Raw genomic sequence first — 25,505 nt, 5'->3', positions numbered from 1 at the left:
GAGAACCGGGGCAAGCCGAAAATATTCCTCAAGAATTGAGCTGACCCGACCGATGTAGTCAAAAGGGAGGATTACCATGGAAAGCATCGTACGGCCTGGGTCTCTGGGGGACATACTCTTCCGGTGCCAGATCATCAGCGAGAACGATATCCGCGCCGCCCTCGACGAGCAGCAGACGACGGGGTGCCGCTTCGGCGAGGCCCTGGTGAAACTGGGGGTCGTGGCCCAGGAGGACATCGACTGGGCCCTCTCCAACCAGCTCAACATCCCCTACGTACGGCTCAAACCGACCATGGTGGACACAGAGGCCGTGGCCCTGATCCCGGCGGCACTGGCGCGCCAGCACAACCTTATCCCCCTCATCGTCACCGGGGACGAGATCAGCATCGCCATCGCCGATCCCCTCAACACCGCGGCCCTGGCAGCGGTGGAGAAGGCTGCCGGCTGCCCCGTATCGGTGTCGGTGGGGCTCCTGCGGGAGATCCGCGAGATGCAGGAGATCTTCTACGGCCCGCCGGAGGAGACCGACATCCTCGGCTTCGAGTCGGCCGCCTTCCCGGCCAGCGTCCTCAGCGCCATCAACCACGACCTGACCGGCGCGAAGTTCGTCGATTACCTCCTCCTCTTCGTGGTCCAGCAGAAACTCTCCTCCCTCTCCCTTCAGCCCCTGGGGGACGGGATCGTGGTGGTCTGCCGCCGGGGCGGGGTCGGACGCGAAGCGGGGCGGCTCTCCCCCACCCATTACCCCGAGGTGGTCATGCGGGTGAAAAAGCTGGCCAAGCTGGCAGGAGGCGAATTCACCGCCAAGGGGGCATTCGCCTTCGGGTGGAAGGGGCGGATGATCCCGTTCCAGGTGGCGCTCCTGCGGGGGGAGGGGGGCGATTACCTCACCTTCAGGATGCGGGTCGACGCCTCCTTCCCCGACTCCGTGGCCGACATGGGGCTTCCGGAGGCCACCACGGCCCGCTTTGCGGAACTGGCCGCGGCGGGGCGGGGGATGGTGGTCGTGGGCGCCCGGGAAGAGGAGATGCGGGGACGGCTCATGGAGCTGTACCTTCAGGAGTGCGACACCGCCGGCAAGACCGTCATCATGGTGGGGAGCGGCTCGCCCCAGGGGGGGCGGCGCTTTCCCCGGGTGCCGGTGCCGGCCGGCACCGAAGTGGGAGCCGTGGTCATGGCAGCCCTCGAACACGACCCCGACATCCTGATCCTGGAGGATGTGGCCGACGGCAAGGTCTTCGCGGCCGCCTGCCGGGCCGCCCAGCGGGGGACCCTCGTGGTTGCGGGGTTCTCCTGCGGCGACGGGGCCGGTGCTCTGCAGCAGCTCATCACCTTCCGGGACCGGCACCTCCTCACCCCGGCCCATCTGCGGGGGATCATCGTCTGTGCCGGGGTCCGCACCCTCTGCCCCGACTGCCGTGCGGCCGTGCCGTCGCCTCCCAACGAGGCGGAGCCCTCCTTCCGGTCGGCGGGGTGCCCGGCCTGCGGCCAGACCGGCTACGCGGGTACCCGCTTCCTCATGGACATCATCGCCTTCGACCAGCGGGTGCGGGAGCTCTTCGAGTCCGCCCGCGACGCCGGCGACGTGCTCGGACACCTGCGGGAGCACGGCTGGCGGGGGATCGCCGAGGACGGACGGTCACTGGTCGCGCAGGGAGTAATCTCCCGGGAGGATTTCATGGCCTCCCTACTCGGCTGACGGAGAAACCACATGGCACGCATCGACACACTCTTTAAAATGCTCAAGGATCAGGGGGCTTCCGACCTCCACCTCTCCTCCGGGGCGCCCCCCATCTTCCGGCTCCACGGCGAGATGGCCCGCCAGAACTTCAAGCCTCTCACCCATGACGAGCTGAAGGCCATCCTCTACGAGATCCTCACCGAGAAGCAGAAGGCCGACTTCGAGGAGCGCCACGACCTCGACTTCGCCTACGCCATCCCGGGGCTCGCCCGGTTCCGGGGGAACTACATGCTGACCCACCGGGGGATCGCCGCGGTCTTCCGGATCATCCCCAGCAAGATCCTCTCGGCCGACGATCTCAGCCTCCCCGACGGGGTCCGGCGCATGACCCTGTTCAAGAAGGGGCTCGTGCTCGTCACCGGCCCCACCGGCTCGGGGAAATCCACCACCCTGGCCGCCATGATCGACCTCATCAACGCAACCCGCAAGGAGCACATCCTCACCCTGGAGGACCCCCTCGAATTCATCCACGAGAACAAGATGTCGCTCCTGAACCAGCGGCAGATCGGCGAACACTCCATGACCTTCACCGCTGCCCTGCGGGCAGCCCTGCGGGAAGACCCCGACGTCATCCTCGTGGGGGAGATGCGGGACCTGGAGACCATCGGCCTCGCCATGAGTGCCGCCGAGACCGGCCACCTGGTCTTCGGGACGCTGCACACCAACTCGGCGGCCAAGACCATCGACCGGATCATCGACGTCTTCCCCACCGACCAGCAGGAGCAGACCCGGGCCATGCTCTCCGAATCCCTCAAGGGGGTCGTCTGCCAGCAGCTCCTGAAGACCGCCGACGGCAAGGGGCGGGTGGCGGCCCTGGAGATCATGCTCGGCACCCCGGCCATCGGCAACCTGATCCGCGAGGGGAAGACCTTCCAGATCCCCTCCATCATCCAGACCGCCAAGCGGGACGGGATGCAGCTCATGGACCAGCACCTCCTGGACCTCTTCAAGACCAAGCGGATCACCGCCGAAGAGGCCTACCGCTGCGCTCAGGACAAGAAACAGTTCGAGCAGTATTTGGCCGAGAAGCCGGCCCAGTAAGGGGGACCGTGTTCCGGAAATAATGTGACGGTGTGGTTGTGCGGAAGGGCAGGGTTATTGAGATTGGTTTGATTTAACAATTGACCGGTACAGGCGATATGTCTAGGATGCGGGGCATCTCTGTTCTTGGAGGGTTCCCATGGGTCGACTCGTTTGTGCCGTTGTCCTTCTCGCCGCTCTTTTCGCGGCAACAACTCCCTGCCGCGCCGAAGGGGGAGAGCACCCCTTCGGCTCCCACCAGCCCCGACATACAGGGCAGCAAGAGGAACACCCGCTTCAGCAGCTTCTCCTTGCCCTAATCACCCGACCCGGCATCCCCTCCGACTCCCACCGCACGGCCCTGCTCCCCGCCATCCATGCCGGGGCCGAAGCGTTTGGCGATGCGCTCGGCCACAGGCGCGCCCATCGGTTTTCCCGCGACCTGAAGCCCCTGCTGGCAGCCTACGACGCTGCGATATCGAGTGCCGCCGACGGCCTTGCCGGGGCCGAAGCGCGGGGCGCTACCATGGACCGGCTCCTGTCAGGCATCATCGAAGTTGCGAAACAGTCAAAAATCTACCCCGAAGAAGTGGATACGGCCCTTCTCCAGGCGGCAGCGGCAGTGGAGAAGTCCCTGCTGAGGCCGCCGCTTGCCAAAGTCCTCTCCCTTGAGGACCGCGAGCTGGTATCACTGCTTCTGCTGAAAAGCGTCTATCAGGTCCACGGCCGGACCGTTCTGCTGGTGGAAATCCCCGATGCCCTGGCGACCCTCGGCGTCGAAGCCTCTCTTGCGGAAACCTACACCAAGAGTATCGCCTGGTGTGGGCCGGCGCTGGCTCGAGAGCTTGTCGCCCTGGAACGGGACCTCTCAGACCCGAATATCCTTGCTGACCTGAACAACCTCATCATGATGCAGTTCAACGCCGAAGCAACCAACGACATGTTCTATGCGAAGGTGGGATTGGAATCATACTTGGCTGCGTACAGCTTTGATCTGACTCCCCTCGCCGCGAAAATGGCGTCCTTGGGGGGCATCATGGCACACATGACCCCCGACCTGCTCCGGGAGTCCGGCGCTGTCCCCCTCGGCCTCCGGTACCTCGCAGCCTTCAGCTGGCTTGAACCCTTGTCGCCCCTTGTCTATGCACCCGACCCGGCCCTGGCTGACAGGCTTCGTTCCCTGGGAGGAGAAGTGCCCGCTTCGCCAGATTTTTCCCTGTTCACATCCCCCTATCGGGACATCTTTCAGCTGCGTTACGACCTTACCCTCTGCGAGCTGATCATGATACGGGAGTGGTGGGATGCCGCGGACCAGGCCTTCGTGCTGAGACAGCGGCCCCTTTCCATGACCGAGCGCCTCGCCTTGCGCAAGGCCGATGCCGAACGCCGCCAAACGGTGATGGGGAGGCTCGCCGGGGTCACCGAGAACGAGAAGCACGCGCTCCGGATTCTGATGTCGGGCTTTTTCGGCAAATAGCCCCAAGGGATCTGTTCCACTGGTCCCTCTTTCAGGGAAGAGGGACCAGACTCACGCCGGCAGGCGCTCCACGAACTCCGCCATCAGCCCCAGAACCTCAGCGCTCCTCTCCAAGTGCGGCACATGGCCGCACCCCTCAATCATCACCTTCCGGGCATCCGGCACCTTTGCCATGATCGTATCCACCTGGGCTACCGTTCCGTAGTTGTCCTCCGTTCCCTGGATAACCAGTACCGGACATGCTATTGAGGGCAAGGCATACTCGATGTTCCACGGCCTGAAGCCGTCGCTGAGCCATGCGCCGGACCATGCCGTGAAGAGTTCCTCGGTCTTGTCTCCGTGATACCGGAAAAGCCCGCGCAGCTTGCCGGCCCTGAAGGCGTCCACAGTGGCCCGGATACCCGCTAACGTCTTCTCCTCCACGAATACATGGGCCGCCTCGGCGATGAGCCCCTTGAGCCGGAGGGGCCTCTCGGCAGCCGCAATGAGGCCGATGCTCCCCCCGTCCGAGTGGCCGATGAGCACATACTCCTTCTCCGGGATCAGCTGTTCGATAACGGCCGGCAACTCGATCAGGGCATAACGGTGGAGAAAATGGAGGTTCATGGGGCCATCGAGGGGCGACGACTTGCCGTAGCCGAGACTGTCGTAGAGAAGGCCGGGACACCCGGTTTCCCGGCAGAGCTGGTGGGGGAACCCCTTCCACATGGCCGCGCACCCCAGCCCCTCATGGATGAAGACCAGGTGGGGGCGGTCCGGTTCCCCGTCGATGAGTTCGTAGTAGATCTGTTTGTTCCGGCCCAGGTCCAGGAATGGCATGGCAAGAGTCCTCCTCGTTCGTGCGTCTTTTCAGGATGGGGCGTGCTTCGTCAGGCGCTGTAGGTGCCCGGCTCCACCTCCCTGGCCTGGCCGATGGCGGCGAGGGTTGCCAGCAACTCCGCCACCTTGTCGGTGCGGGCCCGTTGGAGGGTGCGGGCGATGGTGTCGGCGGTGGCGGGGCCACCGGCCGCGGCCAAAGCGGCCCGGACCGCCTGGACCTGCTCGGGGAGGGTTTTGAGCCAGGGCGTTTTCTCCCCTGCTCCCCTCGCCACGGCCCTCTCCCTCAGGGAGAGGGTGGCCGAAGGCCGGGTGAGGGGGTGTCTCTTCGCCGTGGTGGTCATTGCATGGCAAAAACAGAGTCGGCAAAGGACATTAGCGTATTTTGAGGTGGATGTCGAGGGGGCGGAAAAGGTGAGAGAAACATGACAAAACAGAAAAAAACCTTGCCACAACGCCACATCGCGTGATATAGAAAGTTCCTTCTTTGTCGGGGCGTAGCGCAGCCTGGTAGCGCACCTGCTTCGGGAGCAGGGGGTCGGAAGTTCGAATCTTCTCGCCCCGACCATAAAAAGATCAAGGGGTTACGGCAGATGCCGCAACCCCTTTCTTTTGGTTCATCCGGGAATTCCGGGGAAAGCGGCTCTGATCTTGAGAAAGAAGTATTCGTGATCCCGGAAGCCGTAGGCCATTCTTTTGATCACCTTGATCTTGTTATTGATGCCTTCGAGGATTCCGGTGTGAAGGGGCCAGAGGCAGTGGTTGAGGATTCCTTGGAGATAGCCCTTTAGCCGGCGGGCAAACAGGATGAGTGGCGGTATTCCACTCTCCATCGCCCTTTGGTGCCACTGCTCCCAGAATAGTCCCGCCTCTTCAATGCAGGTAAACTTCCACAGTTGCTTCAGATCGTCTTTGAGCAGGTAGACCGTAAGGAGGCTGCGGTTTGCCTCCAACAGTTCCTGGAGGCGAAGCATGTCGTCGCCCTTGACGTTCTCGCTGTTTCGTAGCAGCAACCACCGCGATGTTTTGACTACCTTCCGTGCCTTCTTGTCTTCCTTCAGGCGGTTTGCCTCATCGACTCGCACCCTGTCGATCACTTCCCTGCCATACTTCGCCACCACATGGAACAGGTCGTAGACTATGTCTGCCTGGGGCGAGTGCTGCTTGATTTCCTCCTCATATGATGCGTTCATATCCATCACGACCGCTTTGAGCCGTTTACAGCCATGTGGGCCAAGCTGCGTGAAGAAAGGACGGATACTCTCGCGACTCCTGCCTTTGCCGATCCATAAGACTTCCTTACGGTATGGCTCGATGATAACCGTCGCATAGCGGTGCCCCTTGTGAAGGGCGAACTCATCCATCCCGAGAACTTCGATGTTTGAGAGGTCGACGGTGCCGACCCGCTCTGTGAGTGAGCGCTTGTCGATTTCCTTCACCTGGTCCCAAGAAAGCCCCAGATACTGCGCCACGTGCTTCACAGACACGACACCACACAGTCGCGCTACGCTCTCTGCAAGCCTGCGCGTCACGCGGGCGTATTTCGCCAGCCATGACAGACGCTCCAGCGTTGGCCCACACTGAGGGCACAGCAGCCTGCGGCGGTGAACGATCAGATAAGTCTGAGCATCGAGAATCGGCAAATCTCGAATTACGCGCTTGGTCGTTTCATGGACGCTTGTGCAACGCCCGCCGCACGAGCCACACACCATCTCATCCTGGGACAGGGCAATCAGTTCTACCTCGATCCGTTTGGCATCACCTGTGACGATAGTGCGTGTCCCAGCAACACGATATCCTTCCCACCCTCCCGCAATTGCGATAACATCGGAATACGACAACGGCAGCCTCCTGCGATCTTTTTTGGTTGGGGAACCATCAAGATACCGCAGTGCTGCCGTTGTTGTTTATTAATCTTCCCCGGAATTCCCTGAAGAACCTTTCTTTTTGCTCAGCGAAGGTGAAAACTCCGCACTCCCTTGAAGAAATCAGATTCCCCCCATGCAGAGGTATTTCACCTCCACAAACTCCTCGATGCCGTACTTTGACCCCTCCCGGCCCACCCCCGACTCCTTCACGCCACCAAAGGGCGCCACTTCGGAGGAGATCAGGCCGGTATTGATGCCGACCATGCCATATTCCAGGGCTTCGGACACTTTCCATACCCGCCGGATGTCCCGGCTGTAGAAATAGGATGCCAGGCCGAATTCGGTATCGTTGGCCATCCGGATCGCTTCCTCGTCGGTGCTGAATTTGAACAGGGGGGCCAGGGGGCCGAAGGTCTCTTCCCGGGCGACCAGCATCCCGGGGGTCACATCGGTGATGATGGTGGGCTCGAAGAAGGTCCCCCCCAGGGCATGGCGCTTCCCCCCGAGGACGACGCGGGCCCCCTTGGCAACGGCGTCGGCAATGTGCTCCTCCACCTTCTCCAGGGCAGTCATGTCGATGAGGGGCCCCTGCTGCACCTCTCCCTTGAGGCCGTCGCCCACGGTCATTTTTGAGACGGCGGCGACCAGCTTCGCGGAAAAGGCTTCGTAGACCGATTCCTGGACGAGGATGCGGTTCGTGCAGACACAGGTCTGGCCGGTATTGCGGTATTTGGAGGCGATGGCCCCCTCCACGGCGGCATCGAGATCGGCGTCGTCAAAGACGATGAAGGGGGCATTCCCCCCCAGCTCCATGGAGACCTTTTTCATGGTGCCGGCGCACTGGGCCGTCAGCTGTTTGCCGACCTCGGTGGAGCCGGTGAAAGTCAGCTTGCGGACAATGGGGTTGCCGGTCATCTCGTCGCCGATCTCCTTGGACGAGCCGGTGATGACGCTGAAGACCCCCGCCGGAATGCCGGCCTGCTCGCCGATGAGGGCCAGGGCCAGGGCCGAAAACGGGGTGGCGGTGGCGGGTTTGACCACCATGGTGCAGCCGGCGGCCAGGGCCGGGCCGGCCTTGCGGGTGATCATGGCAGCGGGGAAATTCCAGGGGGTTATGGCGGCGCAGACGCCGATGGGCTCCTTGATTACCACGATCCGCTTGTCCCGGGCATAGGAGGGGATGGTGTCGCCGTAGATCCGTTTTCCTTCCTCGGCAAACCACTCGATGAACGAGGCGGCATAGGCGATCTCACCCCTGGATTCCGCCAGGGGCTTCCCCTGTTCGGCGGTCATGATGACGGCCAGATCCTCCAGGTTCTCCATGATCAGCTCGAACCACCGGCGGAGGATCGCGCTCCGCTCCTTCGCGGTCCTCGCTTTCCAGCCGTCCAGCGCCCCGTTGGCGGCCTCTATGGCGCGCCGTGTTTCCTGGGTACCCATTTTGGGGACAACGCCCAGTATCTCGCCGGTGGCCGGATTGGTTACATCAATGGTTGCGCCGCCATCGGCGCAGCACCAGTGCCCATCAAGATAGCATTGTTGCTTCAGGAGGGAACTATTCTTGAGGATCATCATTTCGCTGCTCTCCTTCGTCGTTTTTTGCAAATCCAGTTGTAGTGTAAACGGAAAATCGCACAATGGAAGTTCCATTATGAAGGTTCCTTACTTTGTTGCCAAAAAACTTCTTCGTGAAACGGCTCCGGAGAAAATGATTGTCACCATCCGACCGGAAATGCTACAAAACTAAGGTTTTGTCGAACGGTTCGGGAGGCTGCCGGGCGAATGATCGAAGAACGGTGGAGGGAGTACGGGTTTTGACGGCGAGACGTTGGTTGTGGGGATGGATCCTGCTGCTCTGCTTTCTGGTGACGCCCGGGTGTTACTACTTCAGACTGGCGGCCGAGCCTCTGCAGAAGTCGCGGATTGTGACGGTACGGCCGGCGGACGAGGTCTTTGCCCTGGTGAAGAACCTCCTTATGAAGGACGGCTACGTGATTGCCGAGGAGGATCCGAAGAATCATCTCCTCCTGACGGAATTGCGCCACATTTCGACCCGTGCCGGTGGTGTGACCCTTCCGGAGGGAGGGCGCCTTTACTACCACCGGCTCCGGGTCGCCGTGGACGGTGGCGAGGAGGGCGCCGCGGTGGAGCTGGAATCGAGGGACCTTGAGATCCGCTCCCGCTATGTCTATGAGGAGGGGGGGAAGGTGCTCTCCTTCATGAAACGCTATCCCTACGACCACTACCCCAGCATGTTCGACCTTTCCACGGTAAACGTCGAGATGGGCCGCATGAGGAGATATCTGGAGAGTACCCTCGGGGAAGGGGGAGCAAATGGTAAGTGAGGAAAGGATGGCCATGGGGATGTTCGGGAAGATTAAGGTGTTTCTGGAGATGATCAAGTTCTCCCACACGGTCTTTGCCCTCCCCTTCGCCTTTACGGGAGCGGTGCTGGCCGCCCGGGGAGTGCCGACGGCGTACCAGGTGTTCTGGATCCTCATGGCAATGGTGGGGGCCCGGACGGCCGCAATGGGGATGAATCGGGTCATCGACGCGGAGATTGATGCCCGCAACCCCCGCACCGCCGGCCGCGCCATCCCGGCGGGACTCATCGGCAAGGGAACCGCCGTCGCCTTCATCGTTATTTCGATCCTCCTCATGCTCTACGCGGCTTACCGGCTGAACCCCCTCTGCCTCTACCTGTCGCCAGTGGCCCTCTTTTTCCTGGTCCTCTACTCCTACTGCAAACGCTTCACGGCACTGGCCCACGTGGTTCTCGGCATCTGTCTGGCCGCTGCCCCCCTGGGGGCCTGGATCGCCATCCGGGGGACGGTGGAGCTCCCTGCGGTGCTCCTGGGGCTTGCGGTCCTCTTCTGGGTGGCCGGCTTCGACATCCTCTACGCCCTCCAGGACCTGGAGTTCGACAAGGGGGCAGGGCTCCACTCGATTCCGTCCCGGCTCGGGGTGAACGGGTCCCTCTGGACTGCCCGCCTCTTCCACGTGGCCATGGCGGCGCTCCTGGCGGGGCTGTACGTCAGCGCCGGACTCGGCGTCTGGTACCTGGCGGGGCTCGGGCTCTGCGTCACCATGCTCCTCTACGAGCACTGGCTCCTCCGGGGTGGGGACCTCTCCCGTCTGGACGCCGCCTTTTTCGCCATGAACGGCTACATCAGCATTACCCTCTTCGTGGCCACCTTCGTGGATGTCCTGGCGCGAAAGGGGGGGGCATGAGCGGTACGGTTCTCGTGGGGATCACCGGGGCCTCCGGCTCCGTCTACGGGCTGCGACTCTGCGAGGAGCTCCTCAAGGCGGGAAAGCGGGTGGTGGTCACCGCCAGCGGCGCCGGCATCGGCGTGGTGCGGGAGGAGACCAATCTGGACCTTTCGGCTGGGGAGGAGGACGCGGTGGCCCGACTGCGGGAGCTCTTCGGCGCTTCGCCGGAACAGCTCTCCTTTTATGGCGCCGATAACCTCTTCGCTCCCCCGGCCAGCGGCTCGGCGGCCCCCGACGCCATGGTGGTGGCCCCGTGCAGCATGGGGACCCTGGCCCGCATCGCTACCGGCCTTTCCTCAACGCTCCTTGAGCGGTGCGCCGATGTCATGGTCAAGGAGGGGCGTCCCCTGGTGATCGTCCCCCGGGAGACTCCCCTGTCAGCCATTCACCTGGAGAATATGCTGAAGCTGGCCCGGCTCGGGGTGCGTGTTGTGCCGGCCATGCCCGCCTTCTACCATCGGCCCAGAACCCTGGACGACCTGGTGGATTTCGTGGTGGGTAAGGTGCTCGACACCCTCGGCGTTCACCATGAGCTCTTCACCCGTTGGGGAGTAAAGGCCGGGACCGGGGATTAGGGACCGGTGACCAGCAACTGATTTTTTCATAGAGCGAGGCACCATGACATCTCTTTCTTCAATATCCGAGAAGGTTCACGCCGGCGAGCGAATCACCGACGAGGAGGCCCTCTTCCTCTTCGAGTGCCGGGATCTCATCGCCGTGGGTGAGCTGGCCGCAACCGCGAACCGGCGCCGCAACGGCGACCGGGTTTTCTTCAACGTGAACCGCCACATCAACCACACCAACATCTGTGTGAACCGCTGCTCCTTCTGCGCTTTCTACCGCACCGCCGACCAGCCGGGGGCCTACCTCTACGACCTGGAGGAGATCCGCAACCGCGCCTTGGAGGCCCACGCCCAGGGGGCCACGGAGATCCACATCGTGGGCGGCCTCCACCCGGACCTCCCCTTCGACTTCTACCTGGAGATGCTCCGGACCGTGAAATCGGTCTCCCCCGAGCTCCATCTGAAGGCCTTCACCGCCGTGGAGATCGAGTACCTCTCGAAACTGGCAGGCCTCTCCGTGGCCGAGACCCTGGCGGAGCTGAAGGGGGCCGGGCTCGGGTCGCTGCCCGGCGGCGGGGCCGAGATCTTCGCCCCTGACGTGCGCAGCCGGCTCTGCCCCGAGAAGATCAGCGGCGAGCGGTGGCTGGCGGTCATGGAGGAGGTCCACCGGGCGGGCTTGAAGTCCAACGCCACCATGCTCTTCGGTCACATCGAGAGCTACGCCGACCGGGTCGATCACATGCGCCGGCTGCGGGAGCTCCAGGACCGGACCGGAGGGTTCCAGGTCTTCATCCCCCTGGCCTTCCAGATGGAGAACAACCCCCTGGGGCACCTGAAGCGCCCCGGCCCCGGCGGGGTCGACGCCCTGAAAACCTTGGCGGTCGGCCGCATCTACCTGGACAACTTCGCCAACATCAAGGCCTACTGGGTGATGCTCGGGCTGAAGACGGCCCAGGTGGCCCTCTCCTTCGGGGTGAACGACCTGGACGGCACCGTGGTGGAGGAGAAGATCGGTCACGACGCCGGCGCCGCCACCCCCCAGACCATGGGGCGCGACGAGATCGTCACGCTGATCCGCACGGCAGGGCGGGTGCCGGTGGAGCGGGATACGCTCTATAACGAGCTGAGGGTGTACTGACCATGGATACCGTGATCGAAAAAATCGAGCAAGGGGAGGCCGTCGACCGGGCCGAGGCCTTACATCTCCTGACCAGGGCCGACCTCCTCACCCTGGGGCGCCTGGCCGACGGCATCCGCCGGCGCCTCCACCCGGAAGAGGTGGTCACCTTCGTGGTGGACCGCAACGTGAACTACACCAACGTCTGCGAGTCCAGGTGTAAATTCTGCGCCTTCTACCGGGAGGAGGGTGCCCCCGACGCCTACCTCCTGGCCGAGGAGGCCATCTACGCCAAGATCGCCGAGCTGGTGGAGCACGGCGGGACCCAACTCCTCATGCAGGGGGGGCTCCACCCCCATCTGGGGATCGAGTGGTTTGAGCGGCTCTTTCGGGAGATAAAGGAGCGTTTCCCCCAGGTCCAGAACCACTCCCTCTCTCCGGCGGAGATTACCCAGATCGCCACGGTCTCGAAGCTCACCATTCCGGAGACGGTCAGGCGACTGCGGGAGGCGGGGCTCGACTCCATCCCCGGCGGCGGGGCCGAGATCCTCGTGGACCGGGTTCGCAAGGAGATCTCCCCCAAGAAGATCGGCTGGGAGGGGTGGGCCGCGGTGATGGGGGAGGCGGCCCGGCAGGGGATGGCCACCACGGCCACCATGATGTTCGGCAGCACCGAGAAACCCGAGGATATCGCGGAGCACCTCTTCCGGGTCCGGGAGCTTCAGGCCGCCGGGGGCTCCTTCACCGCCTTCATCCCCTGGACCTACCAGCCCGGGAACACCGAGCTGGGGGGTGGGAGCGCCACCGGGGTCGAGTACCTGAAGGTCCTGGCCCTTTCCCGGATCGTCCTCCATAACGTGCCGAATATCCAGGCCAGCTGGGTGACCCAGGGGGGCCAGATGGCCCAGGTGGCCCTCTTCTTCGGCGCCAACGACCTGGGGGGGACCATGCTGGAGGAGAATGTGGTGGCCGCAGCCGGCTGCACCTTCCGCATGAGCCTCGATGAGATGGTGGAACTGATCCGCGAAGCCGGCTTCAGGCCTGCCCAGAGAACGACGCTTTATAAAATAATTCGGGAATTTTAGAGTATTTTCCCCTCCCGACAATTCTTACGACTGGAGATTTCCTTGCCCGTTCAACCCGTTTCACCCGAGATCATAACCACCCCCGACGGGGTCCGCCGCCTTGCCGACCGCCTCTCCCGGGAGCCCTATGTGGCCTGCGACCTGGAGGCCGACTCCATGCACCACTACCAGGAGAAGGTCTGCCTGATCCAGTTCACGGTGCCGGGGCTTGCCGCCATCGTCGACCCCCTGGCGGTTGCCGACCTGGCCCCCTTGGCGCCGGTCTTTGCCAACCCCTCCATCCGCAAGGTATTCCATGGGGCCGATTACGACATCCGGTCCCTGCACCGGGACTTCGGCATCGAGGTGAATAACCTCTTCGACACCATGATCGCGTGCCAGTTTCTGGGGGAGCGGGAGTTCGGCCTGGCGGCGGTGCTCCGGAAGCGTTTCGGAGTGGAGCTGGACAAGCAGTACCAGCGGGCCGACTGGAGCCGGCGCCCCTTGACGGCGGGGATGATCGAGTATGCGGCGAAGGATACGACGCTCCTCATCGAACTCTGCGGGCGGCTGGAGGCGGAACTCCGGGAGAAGGGGCGTATCGGCTGGGTGGAGGAGGAGTGTGCCCTCCTGGCGCGGGTGCGGGTAGCCCAGCGCTCCGACGGCGAGCCGATGTTCCTCCGCTTCAAGGGAGCCTCGCGGATGGCTTCCCGGTCCCTGGCGGTGCTGGAAGAAATCCTCTGCTTCCGGGATCGGCGGGCGCAACAGATGGACGTCCCTCCCTTCAAAGTGCTGGGCACGGAAACGGTCCGGGAACTGGCCGAGAAGAAGCCCCGATCCCTTGCCGAGTTGACCGGCATTACGGGCATCACGGAACGGGTCGTGGAGCGGTGCGGCGAGGGGATAGTGCGGGCCGTGGAGAAGGGGCTGGCGGTGCCGGAGCAGGAGCTTCCCTTCTTTCCCCGGGAGGAGCGGCGGAAGGTGGGGGGGGACGAGGAGCGGCGCATCAAGGCCCTCAAAGGGTGGCGTGAGGATAAGGCCCGGCGGTTCGCCGTGGAGCCCGGCTTCCTGGCCAATAACGCCCTTTTGGAGCAGATTGCCCTGGTCTTTCCCCGGTCGGAGGTGGAACTGGAGGGGATCGCCGGTCTTCGTCCGTGGCAGCGGCGGGAGTTCGGGGCCGAGATGGTGGCGGCCCTCCAGGCCAGGCGCTAGCAGGCTGTTGAAAAACTATTGCGGGGCCGGTCTGCGTTGTTTCCGCTCGCTCAAAAGCTCAACGTACCAACGGGTACGCCTCGCTTTTTCGCTTGCTTGCGCCTAGCATCCCGGCCTCCTCACGACGTTTTTCAACAGCCTGTTAAGAGCAGTGGGCTGCAGAAAAAGAAAACGGCACGGCGGAGAGGATAATTCCTGCTCCGCCGTGCCGTTTTTTTATGTGTGTCGTGACGCCGCTGTTACGGTTTGTCCGGCTCTCCGAAGAGGGAGTCGAACTCGGCGGGGGAGAATCCATCCAGCTCCACCTGAGGGCCCTTGGTCGGAGGGGATGGGTTGAAGCTTTCCAGGTCGAGCCCGCCGGCTTCCTGGGGAGCGGGGGGAGCCTCGTTTCCCCCCTCGCCGAAGCCGCCAAATACGTTGGCAGGGGTCTCCCAGGCGGACTCCAGTTCAGGGGTGGCATCCGGGATCGCTGCCGCCGCGGTCTCTTCGCTGCTGTCGCCGGTCTCCAGGAGGGACGCAAACCCGTCGTCATCAGCCGGCGCAGAACCGAAAAGGGACGGTGGGGTCGCCGAGGCGTCGGCAGCCGGTTCATCGAAGGAGAAATCGGGGAGGTCTGCCTCTTGCGCGGTTGGAGGAACCGGCGGAGCAGCTGCGCTGGTGGGTTCCAGGTCGAAGGAGACGGGCGGGGGCGACGCCGGTGCCGCCGGCGGCGGAGTGGCGAAGTCCAGGTCCATGGAGGGGAAGATGTCGTCTCCCTGCTTGATTGAAGGGGGAACAGGAGTTGCCGTGGCGGCCGGTTCGTCCCAGGTGAAGTTCTCATCGGCGGCTGCCGGGGGAGCGGCTACGGCTGCTGCGACCGTCGCCGCCGCAACGGCCGGTGCTGCTGCAGCGGCAGCGAGGGAAGTCATCGGGGAGTGGATGCCGTGGGTCTGCTTGAAGCCGCTCAGATCGGTCTTGCACTTCTTGCAGGTGTCGAGAAATTCGAAACTGTTGTATCCGCACTTGGGACACTTCATGGTTGCTGCTCCTTGTGCGGCACAACACAGCTGGTGGCTGGCCGCTATGACGTGAGTGACGATCCGGGGCCTTCTTCGGGATTTTCTCCTTCTCCCAGGTCGCCGTAGAGATACTGCAGAATTGCCAAAAGGGCGATTCCCGCGGTTTCGGTTCGGAGGATGCGCCTGCCGAGGGTCACGGGGATGAAGCCCGTCCGACGGGCCGTTTCCGCCTCCTCCCTCGTGAGCCCTCCCTCGGGCCCGACGATGACGGCGATGCTTGCGGGCCGGGGCCGGACGTTAATGGCCCCCTGCAGGGTCGTTGCCCGCTCCTCTTCCCAGAGGAGGAGCTTCAGGTCGTGGTCCGTATCCCGGACAGCTTCATCCATCCCCTGGGCCAGCTGCACCGTCGGGATGTCGAGACGTCCCGCCTGGCGGGCCGCTTCGGCGGCTATCCGCTGCCAGCGCCGCAGCCGTTCATCCTGCCGGTCGGCCGGGATGCGGGAAACCGACCGGTCCGCCTGGAAGGGGACCACCTCGTTTACCCCGAGTTCAGTCCCTTTTTGCAAGATGAGTTCCATCTTCTCCCCCTTGGGGAGCCCCTGGATAAGGGTGATTCGCAGTGACCCGCCGACGGGGGCCACAGCATGGCGCTCCTCCACGGCTACGGTGAGATGGTCGCGGCCGATCTCCTGAATGATTCCCGCGCATTCGACGCCGTGGCCATCAGCCAGCCTGACGCGGGTGTCAATTTTCAGGCGCAGGACCTTCACCATGTGACGGAAAAGGTCCCCCTCGATCCGCACCGACTCTCCGGCGAGGTCGGCGCCGGGGGCCATGAAGCGGCGGACGCTCATTGTCCGGCCTGATAGAGGAGGCAGCTCCACTCCCCCTCGCGGGTGGTTTCGGCAAGGGTAAGGCCGGTGGAGACAAAGCCGTCAATGACGTAGGACTCGCGCTCCACGAGAATTCCGGACAGGATCAGGAAGCCGCCGGGGGCGACCTTTGCCGTCAGGTCGGCCGCCATCCTCACCAGGTCCTCGGCAAGGATGTTGGCGAGGACCACGGAGAATTGCCCCGGGATATCCGCCAGGGGAGTGGTGACCAGTTCGGCGGTGACCCCGTTCATGGCGCAGTTTTCCCGGGCCACTGCCACGGCGTCGGGGTCGATGTCGGTCCCCACGACGCGTTGCGCCCCCAGCTTGACGGCGGCCATGGCCAGGATTCCCGAGCCGGTCCCCACGTCGAGGACATCGCCGGCGGTGCCGAGCTTTTCCAGGGCCTCCAGGCAGAGGCGGGTGGTGGGATGGGTGCCGGTGCCGAAGGCCATCCCCGGGTCCAGTTCGATGACTAAGTCGCCGGGCTCCGGCGAGAACGGCTCCCAGGTGGGCTTGATCACGAGTTTTCGGCCGATGCGGGTCGGTGCGAAGTGCTGGCGCCACCCCGTGGCCCAGTCCTCCTCCCTGAGGGTGGTGACGGTGGGCGGGGCTGGAGCGGCGTCGCCGTAGGCGGGCGCGTGCTCCTGGATGAACCGGTTCAGGGCGGCCAGTTTTTCTTCCAGTTCGTCGTCGGGAGTGAAGTAGGCCCGCACGGTCTTCACCGGCGCCTCGTCCATGGTGTCGAGGGAGAAGGTGTCCAACTCCAGATTGTCGATGCTCACTCCGTTGCCGGAGAGTTCCACGAGGAAGTCGGCCAGAAGGTCGATCATTGCCGCGGGGATCTCGCAGGTGACTTCGGCCCAGGTTTTGTCCATGGATGCTCCTCGGAGTTGCGTTTGGATTGATTCAGTCAAGGTGGGCCAACGTAGCAAAACTAAAGGGCTTTGACAATAAAAACCTTGACAAATACCCGTCTCTGGGGTTGAATTTCATTAAAATAAATTCGGGGTGGCCGTGATGGATCTGGATCGAATCAAGGGGGAGATCGTCGCCTTCGTCGAGGGGCGGAAGAGCGAATTTGCTGCTATTGCGGAGGATCTTTATCTCCATCCCGAGACCGGCCTGAACGAGGTGCGGAGTTCGGCCCTCCTGGCCGATTTCCTGGAACGGGAGGGGTTCCGGGTGGAGCGGGGTATTGCCGGGCTTCCCACGGCGTTCCGGGCCGAGACGGGTGAGGGTGGGCCGGTCATTGCCTTCATGGCCGAGATGGACGCCCTCCCGGTTATGGGTCATGCCTGCGGCCACAACGTGATCGCCGCCGCGGCCGTCGGGGCTGCCACGGCACTGCGCTCCATTCTTCCTCCGGATGCGGCCCGGATCGTCGTCCTCGGCACCCCCGCCGAGGAGATGGGAATCGGGAAGGTGGATATGATCGCCAACGGCGCCTTTGACGGGGTCGAGTTCGCCCTGATGGTGCATCCATCTTCGCGGCGGTACGTGATCAAGCACTACCTGGGGCTCGCCCGGGTTCGCTTCACCTTTTTCGGCAAGCCGGCCCATGCCGCCGCCTACCCGGAAGAGGGGATCAACGCCCTCGATGGTGTCATCCAGACCTTCAACGGGATCAGCGCCCTGCGCCAGCAACTCCGCCAGGACGTGCGGGTCCACGGGATCATCACCGAGGGGGGAGTTGCCCCCAACATCATTCCGGAGCGGGCCTCGGCCCATTTCTATGTCCGGGCCGACGACCTGGCGGAGCTGGAGCGGGCGAAGGCACGGGTTCTCGCATGCGCCGAAGGGGCCGCCCTGGCCACCGGGTGCCGGCTCCAGGTGGACGCGGATCCCCGGATCATGGCCCCCCTCAAGGTGAACCGGATCTTCTCCGACCTCTACTCGGCCCAGCTGGCGTATTTGGACCTTCAGGAATCGGAGAATCAGCCCGATAAGAACAAGGGGTCGTCGGACATCGGCAACGTCTCCCAGATCGTGCCGACCATCCACCCCCATGTCCCCATTGGCGACGGCATCAATATCCACAGCGAGGCATTCGCCCGAGCCACGGTCTCCGGAAAGGGAAAGGCCGCCGTGGCGGAGGGGGCCACGGCCCTGGCGCTGACCGCGGCGGAGCTGGCCGCTCGGCCGGATATCCGTGAGGAAATCTGGCGGGAATTTCGCTCATGAGAATTCTGCCATTGCCATGGTGAGAATACATGGTATATAGTATTTAATGAAAATGCTGGCGACTCGAATAGGACGGCCATGAACGGATCAATGCGGCATATCTACCTCTTTTCCGACGCCACGGGGGAAACCGTGGAGCGGGTGTTGCGCGCCGCCCTCTCTCAGTTCCGCGACGTGGAGGCCCGCATCCACCGGATGAGCAAGATCCGGACGAGGGAAGATATCCTTTCCGCTCTGGAGGACGTGCTCAAGGAGCCGGGGATAGTGATCTATACCCTTGTTGACGCGGAGCTGGCGCAACTGCTTCGGGACGAGGCCGAGGCCCACGGCCTCGACGCCCTGGATCTCATCAGCTCGCTCCTCTTCAAGCTGTCGGATTTCTTCGGCGTTGCTCCCCAGAATGAGCCGGGACTCCTGTACGAGCTCAACACCGAATATCACAAGCGGATCGAGGCCGTTGACTTTACGGTGAAGCACGACGACGGCCAGGACCCCCGTGGGCTCAGCAAGGCCGATTTTGTGCTGGTGGGGGTGTCGCGTTCCTCCAAGACCCCCCTCTCCATGTACCTGGCCCACAAAGGGTACAAGGTGGCCAACGTCCCCCTGGTGAAGGGGATCGATCCTCCTGCTGAACTCTTCAAGGTGGATCAGAACAAGATTGTGGGGCTCCTCATCGATCCCCACCGGCTTCTGGAGATACGGTCGGTGCGTCTCAAGAACCTGGGGCAGATGTCCAGGGGAAGCTACGCCGACTACGAAAAGATCGAGGACGAGCTCAACTACTGCCGCCAACTCTACCGGCGCAACCCCCAGTGGCTCGTCATCGACGTGACGAAACGATCGGTGGAAGAGTCGGCGGCGGAAATCATACAGAAACTCTGCAGCTAGAAACCATGAGTCCGCAGCATCGGAAAACAGAGAAAGGGAGGTGCAGACAATGAAGATTCTCGTGGTAGAGGACGAAAAGAAGGTTTCGAGCTTCATAAAGCGCGGTCTTGAGGAGGAGCGGTACGAGGTTGAGGCCGCCTTCAACGGCGAGGATGGTCTCAAGATGGCCCTGGAGAAAGGGTTTGATCTGATTATCCTCGATGTCATGCTCCCCAAGAAGGACGGACTGAGCGTGGTGCGGGAACTGCGGGAGAGGAAAAACGCAACGCCGGTTCTCATGCTGACCGCCAAGGATTCCGTGGAGGACATCGTGGCGGGGCTCGATTCCGGTTCCGACGACTACCTGACGAAACCCTTCGCCTTTGCCGAGCTCCTGGCCCGGGTACGGGCCCTGGTGCGGCGCAGCGAGCAGGACCGGGGCGCCGAGATCCGCTTCGCCGATCTGCGGCTCGATCCGGTCACCCACAAGGTGTGGCGCAAGGACAAGGAGATCGACCTGACCGCCAAGGAGTACTCGCTGCTGGAATACTTCATGCGGAACCCGAACCAGGTCCTGACTCGGACCATGATCGCCGAGCACGTCTGGGACTACACCTTCGACAGTTTCACCAACATCATCGATGTGTATGTGAACTACCTGCGGAAGAAGATCGACCGCGAGGCCGACAAGAAGCTGATCCACACGGTACGGGGCGTGGGCTACATCCTGAAGGAAGAGGAGTGACCCGTTGTTCTTCCGGTCGATCCGCTTTTCCCTTACCCTCTGGTATGCGGTCACCCTGGCGGTCATCCTCGTTCTGTTCAGCTCGTTCATCTACCTTATCCTTCAGAACCAGCTCACCAAGGAGATCGACCGGGAACTTCTGACCGTTGCCGAGGCCGTGGCGAGCCCGACGCTGGAGCCCTTCCGGCGTGCGGGCCCGTCGGTCTTCGATCAGGTTCTGGAGGACTTCATCGGCACCCGTCTGACCGGTAAGTTCGTCCAGGTCCTCGACGGGGGTGGGCGGATCACTGCGTCGTCCAAGGGGGCCGAGGGGCTCCGGACTCCCCTTGGCAAGGGAGCTTCCCGCCGGGCGTGGGCCGGTAAGGTGACCTACGAAACCAAGGTCAGCCTCGATCTCTATCCGGTCCGCACCATTACCTATCCGATCATGGATAACGGCAGGCTACTGCAGATCGTCCAGGTCGGCACCTCCATGCGGGCCGCTGCCGAAACCCTCGACAAGGTTCTCGTCGTCTTTGCCGTTTCCATTCCCTTGGCGCTTATCCTCTGGAGCGTCGGGGGATGGTTCCTGGCGGGACGGGCGCTGAAACCGGTCGATTTCATCACCCGCAGCGCCCAGAAGATCACGGCCGAAAACCTGGGGCTGCGGCTTGAAGTGGTCAATCCCCAAGACGAAATCGGGCGTCTCGCGATAACCTTCAACGACACCCTTGAGCGCCTTGAGGACGCCTTCCGGCGGGTGAAGCAGTTCACCGGCGACGTCTCCCACGAGCTTCGGACCCCCCTCACCATCCTCCGGGGAGAGACCGAGGTGGGGCTGCGCTGGGCTCGGGAGCCGGAGGAGTTCCGGGAGCTTTTCCGGAGCAACCTGGAAGAGATCAACCGGATGTCGAAGATCATCGAGGCGCTCCTGGAGCTATCCCGTGCCGAAGAGGGAGGGCTCAAGCTGGAGCGTGTCCCCATTGAACTGGAGGACCTCCTGGGAGAGCTGGTCCAGCAGTCCCGCCTCATTGACCCGGAAAAGGGACTCAAGATTGCCTTCTCGGCCGTGACGCCGGTCACTGTCACGGGGGACTGGCTCCGGCTGCGTCAGGTATTCATGAACCTCCTCGACAACGCCGTCACCTATACCCCTGCCGGCGGAGAGGTGTCGGTGGTCCTCGACGCCAGCGGCGGATTTGCCCGGGTGACCGTCATCGACAGCGGCGTCGGCATCCCGGCCGATGACCTCCCCCACATCTTCGAGCGATTCTACCGGGTCGACAAGGCCCGTAACCGGGCCGACGGTGGCTGTGGTCTCGGTCTCTCTCTGGTTCGCACTATCACGGAGGCCCATGGCGGAAAGATCGACGTGGTGAGTGAGGTGGGGAAGGGGAGCGTCTTTACGGTGTATCTCCCCCTTCAGGGTACGGTCTGACGGAGCGCACTCCCCCATGGATTCCATTATCATTGCCGCGGCAACCAGTCTGGAGCTTTCCCTCCTCGTCCGGAGCATCGGTGCCCGGGAGGTCAGGAGAAAAAAAGGTTTTAGCGATACCTACCGGGGGAAGGTCGGCGGCACCACGGTGCTTCTGGCCGTGACGGGGATCGGCAAGGCGAATACCGCATCGGCGCTCACCGCGCTTCTGGAGCGGTACACTCCACGGCTCCTCATCGATACCGGCTGTGCCGGAGCCTACGGGGGGGGCGGCCTGGCGGTGGGAGACCTGGCCGTGGCCTCGACTGAGGTCTATGGCGACGAGGGGATCCTGACGCCGTCCGGTTGGGAATCCCTTGAGATCATCGGCATTCCGCAGCTGGAACGGGGAGGACGCCGTTTTTTCAACGAGTTCCCCCTGGCTCTTTTGCCGGCGGAGCGGGCCGTGCAGCTTGGCGCCGCGCTGGGGGTGCCGGTGCGGCGCGGAAGGTTTGTCACCGTATCCACCTGTAGTGGCACCACCGCCCGGGGGAACGCGCTGGCCCGCCGCTTCAACGCCATCTGCGAGAACATGGAAGGAGCCGTGGCGGCCCACCTGGCGCTCAGGTACGGGATCGACTGCCTGGAGCTCCGTGGCATCAGCAACATGGTGGAAGACCGGGATCTCTCCGGCTGGAACATTCCCCTGGCGGTGGAGAGGGCCCAACGCTTCATACTCAAATTCCTGGAAACCTGCAATGACGACTGACACCGTTCCCCTTACCCTCGGTTTTTCACCCTGCCCCAACGACACCTACATCTTTCACGCCCTGGTCCACGGCCTGGTCGACACGGGGGGGCTCACCTTCCGGGAGCGGCTCGAGGACGTGGAGACACTGAACCGCCTCGCCCTGGAAGGGGCCCTGGATGTGAGCAAGGTCTCCTACCATGCCCTCGGATTTCTCCGGGACGAGTACGTACTCCTGCGGTCAGGGGGGGCTCTGGGGCGGGGGTGCGGACCCCTGGTCGTGACACGGGGGGCAGCGTCCATGGCAGAGCTGCGCGGCAAGCCCGTCGCCGTCCCCGGGCGCTACACCACCGCCGTGCTCCTGCTGCGTCTCTTCGACCCATCCCTCGATAACCTCGTCTATCTCCCGTTCCACGAGATCATGGGGGCCGTGGCCAGGGGCGAGGTGGCCGCCGGGGTCATCATCCACGAATCCCGCTTCACCTTTCCGGAGTACGGTCTCTCGAAGCTCCTCGACCTGGGAGAGTGGTGGGAGGGGGAAACCGGCTGCCCCATACCCCTGGGAGGGATCGTGGCCCGCCGCTCCCTCGGCCGGGAGGCCGTTGCCGCCATCGACAGGGCGCTTCGGGCGAGCGTGGTCCATGCCCGGACCAATCCCGGCGCTGCTGCCGGTTACATCCGGGCCCACTCCCAGGAGATGAGCGATGAGGTCTGCGCTGCCCACATCGATCTCTATGTGAATGATTTTTCCCTCCAGCTCGGTCCCGAAGGGGAGGGGGCCGTGGCCACGCTCCTCCAAAGGGCTGAGGCTTCAGGGGTCATTCCCCGTTCCACGGCACCTCTTTTCGAAGTCTGATAACTTATTGAAATATCTGCATATTGCCTCTGGATGGCACTCTTTTTTCTTGACCTGACTTCCCCGTCTGTGCTATTAAAGCGCCTCGCCCAGAAGGAGGTGCCTATTGGTATCTGTTTACCGGAAGGGGCGTCTGGCCACCCTGATTATTCTTTGCCAGGCGTTCTTCCAGATCCAGACACTGTCCTTGCAAGCAGATGAAATTGCAGCAAAGGCAACAACGGAGGGGGTCGCATCAGCGACCACGAAAGCGGATGAGGGGGTCATAGGGACCGCCTCATACTATGCAAAGCGGTATAACGGAAGAAGAATGACATCGGGGAAGCGGTACAATCCGCAGGAGCTGACCGCCGCGCACCCCACCCTCCCTCTCGGAACCAAGGTCAAGGTAGTTAACGTGGCCAACAACCGGGAGGTGACGGTCACCATAACCGATCGCTGCCGGAAGAAAGTGTCGCATTTCATTGACCTTTCCCGGGCCGCGGCCAGGAAACTCGGCTTCCTCGGCAGGGGAACAACGGTAGTTCGGATTATCACCCTCGACGAAGCAGTATCCTGAAAAACAACATTTGGGCGAACAGTAGAAAAGGGTCGGCACCATGCCGACCCTTTTCTCGTTTTAAATCTCCCTCACCCGGTTACCGGGAGCTATACGCCTCTGCCAGGCGTGCCAGCGGCAGAATAGTCACACCCTCCAGCTTCGGGGTGAGCGCTCCGTCGTCCACCGGAGCGTTTACCTCCGGTTCATCGAAGGATATTTTCACCTGAACCCCCTGGCGATCAGTGAGCTCAATGGTCGCGGGAAACGGCACCCCCCCCACTGACTGGTAGTCGCGGTAGACCGCCTCACTCCCTCCCGATGTCTTGCCTTGCAGGAGCCCTTCTCCATCGTAGCGGGCAACGGTCGTGCGCCCCTCCGCATCGGTTCGTTCGACGGTTCCAGTGGTGCCGGGGGCGAAGAGAGGATCCCCTTCCACCACCCACCGCATCATCCGCCATCCCTGAAGCCCTCCCTTTGCCGGAAGGTCCCCGAAGGAGCCTACGTAGGCTATCCCCTTGGAAGGGACAAGGACCGTTACCCGGTCGTCCCTGGCAAAGAACTCCAGGGCCGTTGTGCCGAAGGGGGTGAGCATGACCACGTGGAAGCTGTCGGGACGCCGGTAGAGGAGGTAACCGGTACCGCCGGTGCTCCCCTCGAGGCTTGTGACTGAAAGGGAGATTCCCGACGCCAGGGTCTCAACCGTGGCGCCGGGGATGAAGGGTTCCCGGGGCTTCGGTGCCGTGGCACAACCGAGGGTGGTGAGGATCAGGAGGGCCAGGAGGAATAAGAATCCGTATGCTACGGGGAGTCGCCGGTGCGGCGTCCAATCGGTAACGGGCATTATCGTGCTTTCGAAGGATAAGATGATTCCAGCTTACCTGAGTGAAATTACAGTTGTAAACTGATTTCTCGACGCAATAATTCCGGTATGTCATGGCGTGCGCCGGCGGCGTCGCGGATCGCCCTGTCATTGGGCCTTTTGCACGAGTTCTTCGAGGTGCCTCTCAATTTCATAACGGGCGGCAAGGCGGTGGCGCCACGCCGCCGATATCCCTGCAATGCCGTGGAACGCCCCGAGCCATGACCCGATCAACGCCGCCCGTCCCGCGCTGTCACCTCCGGCATTGGCCGTATCGAGAACGGCGGCGGCGAAATCGACCGAATGCCGCAACGCACAGTGCACCGCTGCCGGGAAACTGGAAGAGAGGGGACATGACTGGCCAAAGGCGAGGGTTGCATCCCGTACGCTCAGGGTGAGTGATGCACAGGCTTTCCGGATGCCGTCAGCCACCTCCGGGCCGAAGCCGGATCCACGCTCCATTTCCGTCGCGGCCCGGTGAAAAGCCTCGTGCAGGTCGGTTCCGTTGAAAAGCTCCCGCAGGATCAGAGCGTGGCACTTCAAGTAGTCCACTGCCCCGTCGTTATTCTGGCAGACGCGCGTAGCGGTTTCCACCACCCGGAGGAGTGATGCGTCACGCCAATGGGCGATCACCACCGGGACTAGCCGTGTGGCGGTGGCCGGCTGGTCGTCATCGGCCCCGTCCTGGAAATTATAGGGGTCGCCGGGGTGCGTTTCGGTGAATGCCCGCCAGTGGGTAAGGGTATCCCTGGTGGCGTGGTCGAGGTACCCCCGGTACGAATCGGAACCAAACAGTTCCACGAAGCGGCGGCCGAAATCCTGGGGATCGAAATGTCCCCTTTCAGCCACAGACCGCAGCATTACCAGGGCTCCGTCACCGTAGTGGGTAAGTTCGCCGGAGTGTTTGCCCGTGTGGTAATGGCCGTCTGCCGGCGTCTCGAACCCGACTACTCCCCCCTGAAACCGTCGTTCCAATTCCGCCAGCTCGTAGATCCAGTGGCTTCCGAGGCAGGCCGCGTCCCCCACGAACTGTCCCCAGACCGCCCCCCGAAACCGGTCGGCGACAGTCGGTACGCCTTTGGTCTCCCGGTGTTTTGCCGCCCCCTCTCTGTCTCGTTGTTCCATTGTCGTACCTCCCCATTGTTTGGCACGCACCGTTCGATCTCCGGCGAATGGCCTCTTCGGTATCTGTTATCAGCTCCATGACGGTTGTCAAGGTATCCACTGGACTAATCGGTGTGGGGGATGATGGTAAGTTGGGGGGGAGAAGATGTCGATATATTCAGTA

Annotated in this window: 25 protein-coding genes and 1 tRNA gene; 17 read left to right on the top strand and 9 right to left on the bottom strand. The window is 63.0% G+C overall.

What is annotated here, in order from left to right; translation table 11 throughout:
* The first annotated feature begins 76 nt into the window (after positions 1–76).
* From GMET_RS17050 to GMET_RS17040, 3 genes are all read left to right on the top strand, one after another.
* Positions 77–1,699, top strand: a complete 1,623-nt coding sequence (locus tag GMET_RS17050; protein ID WP_004514208.1) for a GspE/PulE family protein — start codon at positions 77–79, stop codon at positions 1,697–1,699.
* 12 nt (positions 1,700–1,711) lie between these two features.
* Entirely contained in the window at positions 1,712–2,782 is a 1,071-nt protein-coding gene (locus tag GMET_RS17045) for a type IV pilus twitching motility protein PilT (protein WP_004514207.1), read from the top strand.
* Between the two features lie 139 nt (positions 2,783–2,921).
* Positions 2,922–4,238 (top strand): hypothetical protein, encoded by a 1,317-nt coding sequence (locus GMET_RS17040; protein WP_004514206.1) that lies wholly within the window; start codon positions 2,922–2,924, stop codon positions 4,236–4,238.
* 51 nt (positions 4,239–4,289) lie between these two features.
* Here the strand turns inward: GMET_RS17040 and GMET_RS17035 are convergent, their stop codons facing one another.
* Together GMET_RS17035 and GMET_RS17030 are read right to left on the bottom strand one after the other, a co-directional pair.
* On the bottom strand, positions 4,290–5,057 hold the full coding sequence (locus GMET_RS17035; protein WP_004514205.1) for an alpha/beta fold hydrolase: 768 nt from the start codon (positions 5,055–5,057) through the stop codon (positions 4,290–4,292).
* Positions 5,058–5,107: 50 nt separating this feature from the next.
* Positions 5,108–5,398: a hypothetical protein gene (locus tag GMET_RS17030; protein WP_004514204.1), complete on the bottom strand. Its 291-nt coding sequence runs from the start codon at positions 5,396–5,398 to the stop codon at positions 5,108–5,110.
* Positions 5,399–5,545: 147 nt separating this feature from the next.
* Between GMET_RS17030 and GMET_RS17025 the strand changes: the two genes are divergently transcribed.
* A tRNA-Pro gene (locus tag GMET_RS17025) sits at positions 5,546–5,622 on the top strand.
* Positions 5,623–5,671: 49 nt separating this feature from the next.
* On the opposite strand, the gene GMET_RS17020 is transcribed toward GMET_RS17025, so the two are convergent.
* Positions 5,672–6,895, bottom strand: a complete 1,224-nt coding sequence (locus GMET_RS17020; RefSeq protein ID WP_011365668.1) for an ISL3-like element ISGme5 family transposase — start codon at positions 6,893–6,895, stop codon at positions 5,672–5,674.
* Positions 6,896–7,042: 147 nt separating this feature from the next.
* On the bottom strand, positions 7,043–8,497 hold the full coding sequence (gene gabD / locus GMET_RS17015; RefSeq protein ID WP_004512621.1) for an NADP-dependent succinate-semialdehyde dehydrogenase: 1,455 nt from the start codon (positions 8,495–8,497) through the stop codon (positions 7,043–7,045).
* Between the two features lie 239 nt (positions 8,498–8,736).
* Here gabD and GMET_RS17010 point away from each other — a divergent pair, with 239 nt between their 5' ends.
* From GMET_RS17010 to GMET_RS16985, 6 genes are read left to right on the top strand one after another with little or no spacing between them, the layout of a single operon-like run.
* Positions 8,737–9,267, top strand: coding sequence for a hypothetical protein (locus GMET_RS17010; RefSeq protein ID WP_004512620.1), 531 nt, complete (start codon positions 8,737–8,739; stop codon positions 9,265–9,267).
* The gene (locus GMET_RS17005; RefSeq protein WP_004512619.1) at positions 9,257–10,153 is read left to right on the top strand and encodes a 4-hydroxybenzoate octaprenyltransferase; all 897 of its coding nucleotides are present in this window, start codon (positions 9,257–9,259) and stop codon (positions 10,151–10,153) included. The genes GMET_RS17010 and GMET_RS17005 overlap by 11 nt, the downstream gene beginning before the upstream one ends.
* Positions 10,150–10,770, top strand: a complete 621-nt coding sequence (locus tag GMET_RS17000; RefSeq protein ID WP_004512618.1) for a flavin prenyltransferase UbiX — start codon at positions 10,150–10,152, stop codon at positions 10,768–10,770. Before GMET_RS17005 ends, GMET_RS17000 begins: the two co-directional genes overlap by 4 nt.
* 43 nt (positions 10,771–10,813) lie before the next feature.
* Complete coding sequence (mqnE, locus tag GMET_RS16995) at positions 10,814–11,896, top strand: aminofutalosine synthase MqnE (protein WP_004512617.1); 1,083 nt, start codon at positions 10,814–10,816, stop codon at positions 11,894–11,896.
* 2 nt (positions 11,897–11,898) lie between these two features.
* Positions 11,899–12,960, top strand: coding sequence for a cyclic dehypoxanthinyl futalosine synthase (gene mqnC / locus GMET_RS16990; RefSeq protein WP_004512616.1), 1,062 nt, complete (start codon positions 11,899–11,901; stop codon positions 12,958–12,960).
* Positions 12,961–13,002: 42 nt separating this feature from the next.
* Positions 13,003–14,151: a ribonuclease D gene (locus tag GMET_RS16985; RefSeq protein ID WP_004512615.1), complete on the top strand. Its 1,149-nt coding sequence runs from the start codon at positions 13,003–13,005 to the stop codon at positions 14,149–14,151.
* Positions 14,152–14,390: 239 nt separating this feature from the next.
* Here the strand turns inward: GMET_RS16985 and GMET_RS16980 are convergent, their stop codons facing one another.
* From GMET_RS16980 to prmA, 3 genes are read right to left on the bottom strand one after another with little or no spacing between them, the layout of a single operon-like run.
* Entirely contained in the window at positions 14,391–15,167 is a 777-nt protein-coding gene (locus GMET_RS16980) for a hypothetical protein (protein WP_004512614.1), read from the bottom strand.
* A 44-nt stretch (positions 15,168–15,211) separates the two neighbouring features.
* Positions 15,212–16,003, bottom strand: coding sequence for a 16S rRNA (uracil(1498)-N(3))-methyltransferase (locus GMET_RS16975; RefSeq protein ID WP_004512613.1), 792 nt, complete (start codon positions 16,001–16,003; stop codon positions 15,212–15,214).
* Entirely contained in the window at positions 16,000–16,899 is a 900-nt protein-coding gene (prmA, locus tag GMET_RS16970) for a 50S ribosomal protein L11 methyltransferase (protein ID WP_004512612.1), read from the bottom strand. The genes GMET_RS16975 and prmA overlap by 4 nt, the downstream gene beginning before the upstream one ends.
* A 142-nt stretch (positions 16,900–17,041) precedes the next feature.
* On the opposite strand from prmA, the gene GMET_RS16965 reads away from it, so the two are divergent.
* The 7 genes from GMET_RS16965 to GMET_RS16935 all read left to right on the top strand — a co-directional run bounded on the left by GMET_RS16965 (position 17,042) and on the right by GMET_RS16935 (position 23,376).
* Positions 17,042–18,205, top strand: coding sequence for a M20 family metallopeptidase (locus GMET_RS16965; protein WP_004512611.1), 1,164 nt, complete (start codon positions 17,042–17,044; stop codon positions 18,203–18,205).
* A gap of 78 nt (positions 18,206–18,283) precedes the next feature.
* Positions 18,284–19,093: a pyruvate, water dikinase regulatory protein gene (locus GMET_RS16960; RefSeq protein ID WP_004512610.1), complete on the top strand. Its 810-nt coding sequence runs from the start codon at positions 18,284–18,286 to the stop codon at positions 19,091–19,093.
* 49 nt (positions 19,094–19,142) lie between these two features.
* A complete protein-coding gene (locus tag GMET_RS16955) occupies positions 19,143–19,817 on the top strand; it encodes a response regulator (RefSeq protein WP_004512609.1) in 675 nt (224 codons plus the stop codon).
* 4 nt (positions 19,818–19,821) lie between these two features.
* Positions 19,822–21,234, top strand: coding sequence for an ATP-binding protein (locus tag GMET_RS16950; protein WP_004512608.1), 1,413 nt, complete (start codon positions 19,822–19,824; stop codon positions 21,232–21,234).
* Between the two features lie 16 nt (positions 21,235–21,250).
* Positions 21,251–21,982, top strand: coding sequence for a futalosine hydrolase (mqnB, locus tag GMET_RS16945; protein ID WP_004512607.1), 732 nt, complete (start codon positions 21,251–21,253; stop codon positions 21,980–21,982).
* Positions 21,972–22,817, top strand: coding sequence for a 1,4-dihydroxy-6-naphthoate synthase (locus GMET_RS16940; protein WP_004512606.1), 846 nt, complete (start codon positions 21,972–21,974; stop codon positions 22,815–22,817). The genes mqnB and GMET_RS16940 overlap by 11 nt, the downstream gene beginning before the upstream one ends.
* Positions 22,818–22,923: 106 nt before the next feature.
* Complete coding sequence (locus tag GMET_RS16935; RefSeq protein WP_004512605.1) at positions 22,924–23,376, top strand: septal ring lytic transglycosylase RlpA family protein; 453 nt, start codon at positions 22,924–22,926, stop codon at positions 23,374–23,376.
* 79 nt (positions 23,377–23,455) lie between these two features.
* On the opposite strand, the gene GMET_RS16930 is transcribed toward GMET_RS16935, so the two are convergent.
* Positions 23,456–24,199, bottom strand: a complete 744-nt coding sequence (locus tag GMET_RS16930) for a lipoprotein insertase outer membrane protein LolB (RefSeq protein WP_004512604.1) — start codon at positions 24,197–24,199, stop codon at positions 23,456–23,458.
* A 126-nt stretch (positions 24,200–24,325) separates the two neighbouring features.
* On the bottom strand, positions 24,326–25,342 hold the full coding sequence (locus GMET_RS16925; protein WP_004512603.1) for an ADP-ribosylglycohydrolase family protein: 1,017 nt from the start codon (positions 25,340–25,342) through the stop codon (positions 24,326–24,328).
* Positions 25,343–25,505: the final 163 nt, after the last annotated feature.

The sequence above is a fragment of the Geobacter metallireducens GS-15 genome, assembly GCF_000012925.1.
Taxonomy (GTDB): Bacteria; Desulfobacterota; Desulfuromonadia; order Geobacterales; family Geobacteraceae; genus Geobacter; species Geobacter metallireducens.
This window is presented reverse-complemented; position numbering and strand designations above follow the sequence as displayed.

What these genes read in the sequence shown, in the direction of transcription:
- GMET_RS17050 (WP_004514208.1), top strand. Translation starts at nt 77, where the DNA reads ATGGAAAGCATCGTACGGCCTGGGTCTCTGGGGGACATACTCTTCCGG.
- GMET_RS17045 (WP_004514207.1), top strand. Translation starts at nt 1,712, where the DNA reads ATGGCACGCATCGACACACTCTTTAAAATGCTCAAGGATCAGGGGGCT.
- GMET_RS17040 (WP_004514206.1), top strand. Translation starts at nt 2,922, where the DNA reads ATGGGTCGACTCGTTTGTGCCGTTGTCCTTCTCGCCGCTCTTTTCGCG.
- GMET_RS17035 (WP_004514205.1), bottom strand. Translation starts at nt 5,057, where the DNA reads ATGCCATTCCTGGACCTGGGCCGGAACAAACAGATCTACTACGAACTC.
- GMET_RS17030 (WP_004514204.1), bottom strand. Translation starts at nt 5,398, where the DNA reads ATGACCACCACGGCGAAGAGACACCCCCTCACCCGGCCTTCGGCCACC.
- gabD (WP_004512621.1), bottom strand. Translation starts at nt 8,497, where the DNA reads ATGATGATCCTCAAGAATAGTTCCCTCCTGAAGCAACAATGCTATCTT.
- GMET_RS17005 (WP_004512619.1), top strand. Translation starts at nt 9,257, where the DNA reads ATGGTAAGTGAGGAAAGGATGGCCATGGGGATGTTCGGGAAGATTAAG.
- GMET_RS17000 (WP_004512618.1), top strand. Translation starts at nt 10,150, where the DNA reads ATGAGCGGTACGGTTCTCGTGGGGATCACCGGGGCCTCCGGCTCCGTC.
- mqnE (WP_004512617.1), top strand. Translation starts at nt 10,814, where the DNA reads ATGACATCTCTTTCTTCAATATCCGAGAAGGTTCACGCCGGCGAGCGA.
- mqnC (WP_004512616.1), top strand. Translation starts at nt 11,899, where the DNA reads ATGGATACCGTGATCGAAAAAATCGAGCAAGGGGAGGCCGTCGACCGG.
- GMET_RS16980 (WP_004512614.1), bottom strand. Translation starts at nt 15,167, where the DNA reads ATGAAGTGTCCCAAGTGCGGATACAACAGTTTCGAATTTCTCGACACC.
- GMET_RS16975 (WP_004512613.1), bottom strand. Translation starts at nt 16,003, where the DNA reads ATGAGCGTCCGCCGCTTCATGGCCCCCGGCGCCGACCTCGCCGGAGAG.
- prmA (WP_004512612.1), bottom strand. Translation starts at nt 16,899, where the DNA reads ATGGACAAAACCTGGGCCGAAGTCACCTGCGAGATCCCCGCGGCAATG.
- GMET_RS16965 (WP_004512611.1), top strand. Translation starts at nt 17,042, where the DNA reads ATGGATCTGGATCGAATCAAGGGGGAGATCGTCGCCTTCGTCGAGGGG.
- GMET_RS16960 (WP_004512610.1), top strand. Translation starts at nt 18,284, where the DNA reads ATGAACGGATCAATGCGGCATATCTACCTCTTTTCCGACGCCACGGGG.
- GMET_RS16955 (WP_004512609.1), top strand. Translation starts at nt 19,143, where the DNA reads ATGAAGATTCTCGTGGTAGAGGACGAAAAGAAGGTTTCGAGCTTCATA.
- mqnB (WP_004512607.1), top strand. Translation starts at nt 21,251, where the DNA reads ATGGATTCCATTATCATTGCCGCGGCAACCAGTCTGGAGCTTTCCCTC.
- GMET_RS16940 (WP_004512606.1), top strand. Translation starts at nt 21,972, where the DNA reads ATGACGACTGACACCGTTCCCCTTACCCTCGGTTTTTCACCCTGCCCC.
- GMET_RS16930 (WP_004512604.1), bottom strand. Translation starts at nt 24,199, where the DNA reads ATGCCCGTTACCGATTGGACGCCGCACCGGCGACTCCCCGTAGCATAC.
- GMET_RS16925 (WP_004512603.1), bottom strand. Translation starts at nt 25,342, where the DNA reads ATGGAACAACGAGACAGAGAGGGGGCGGCAAAACACCGGGAGACCAAA.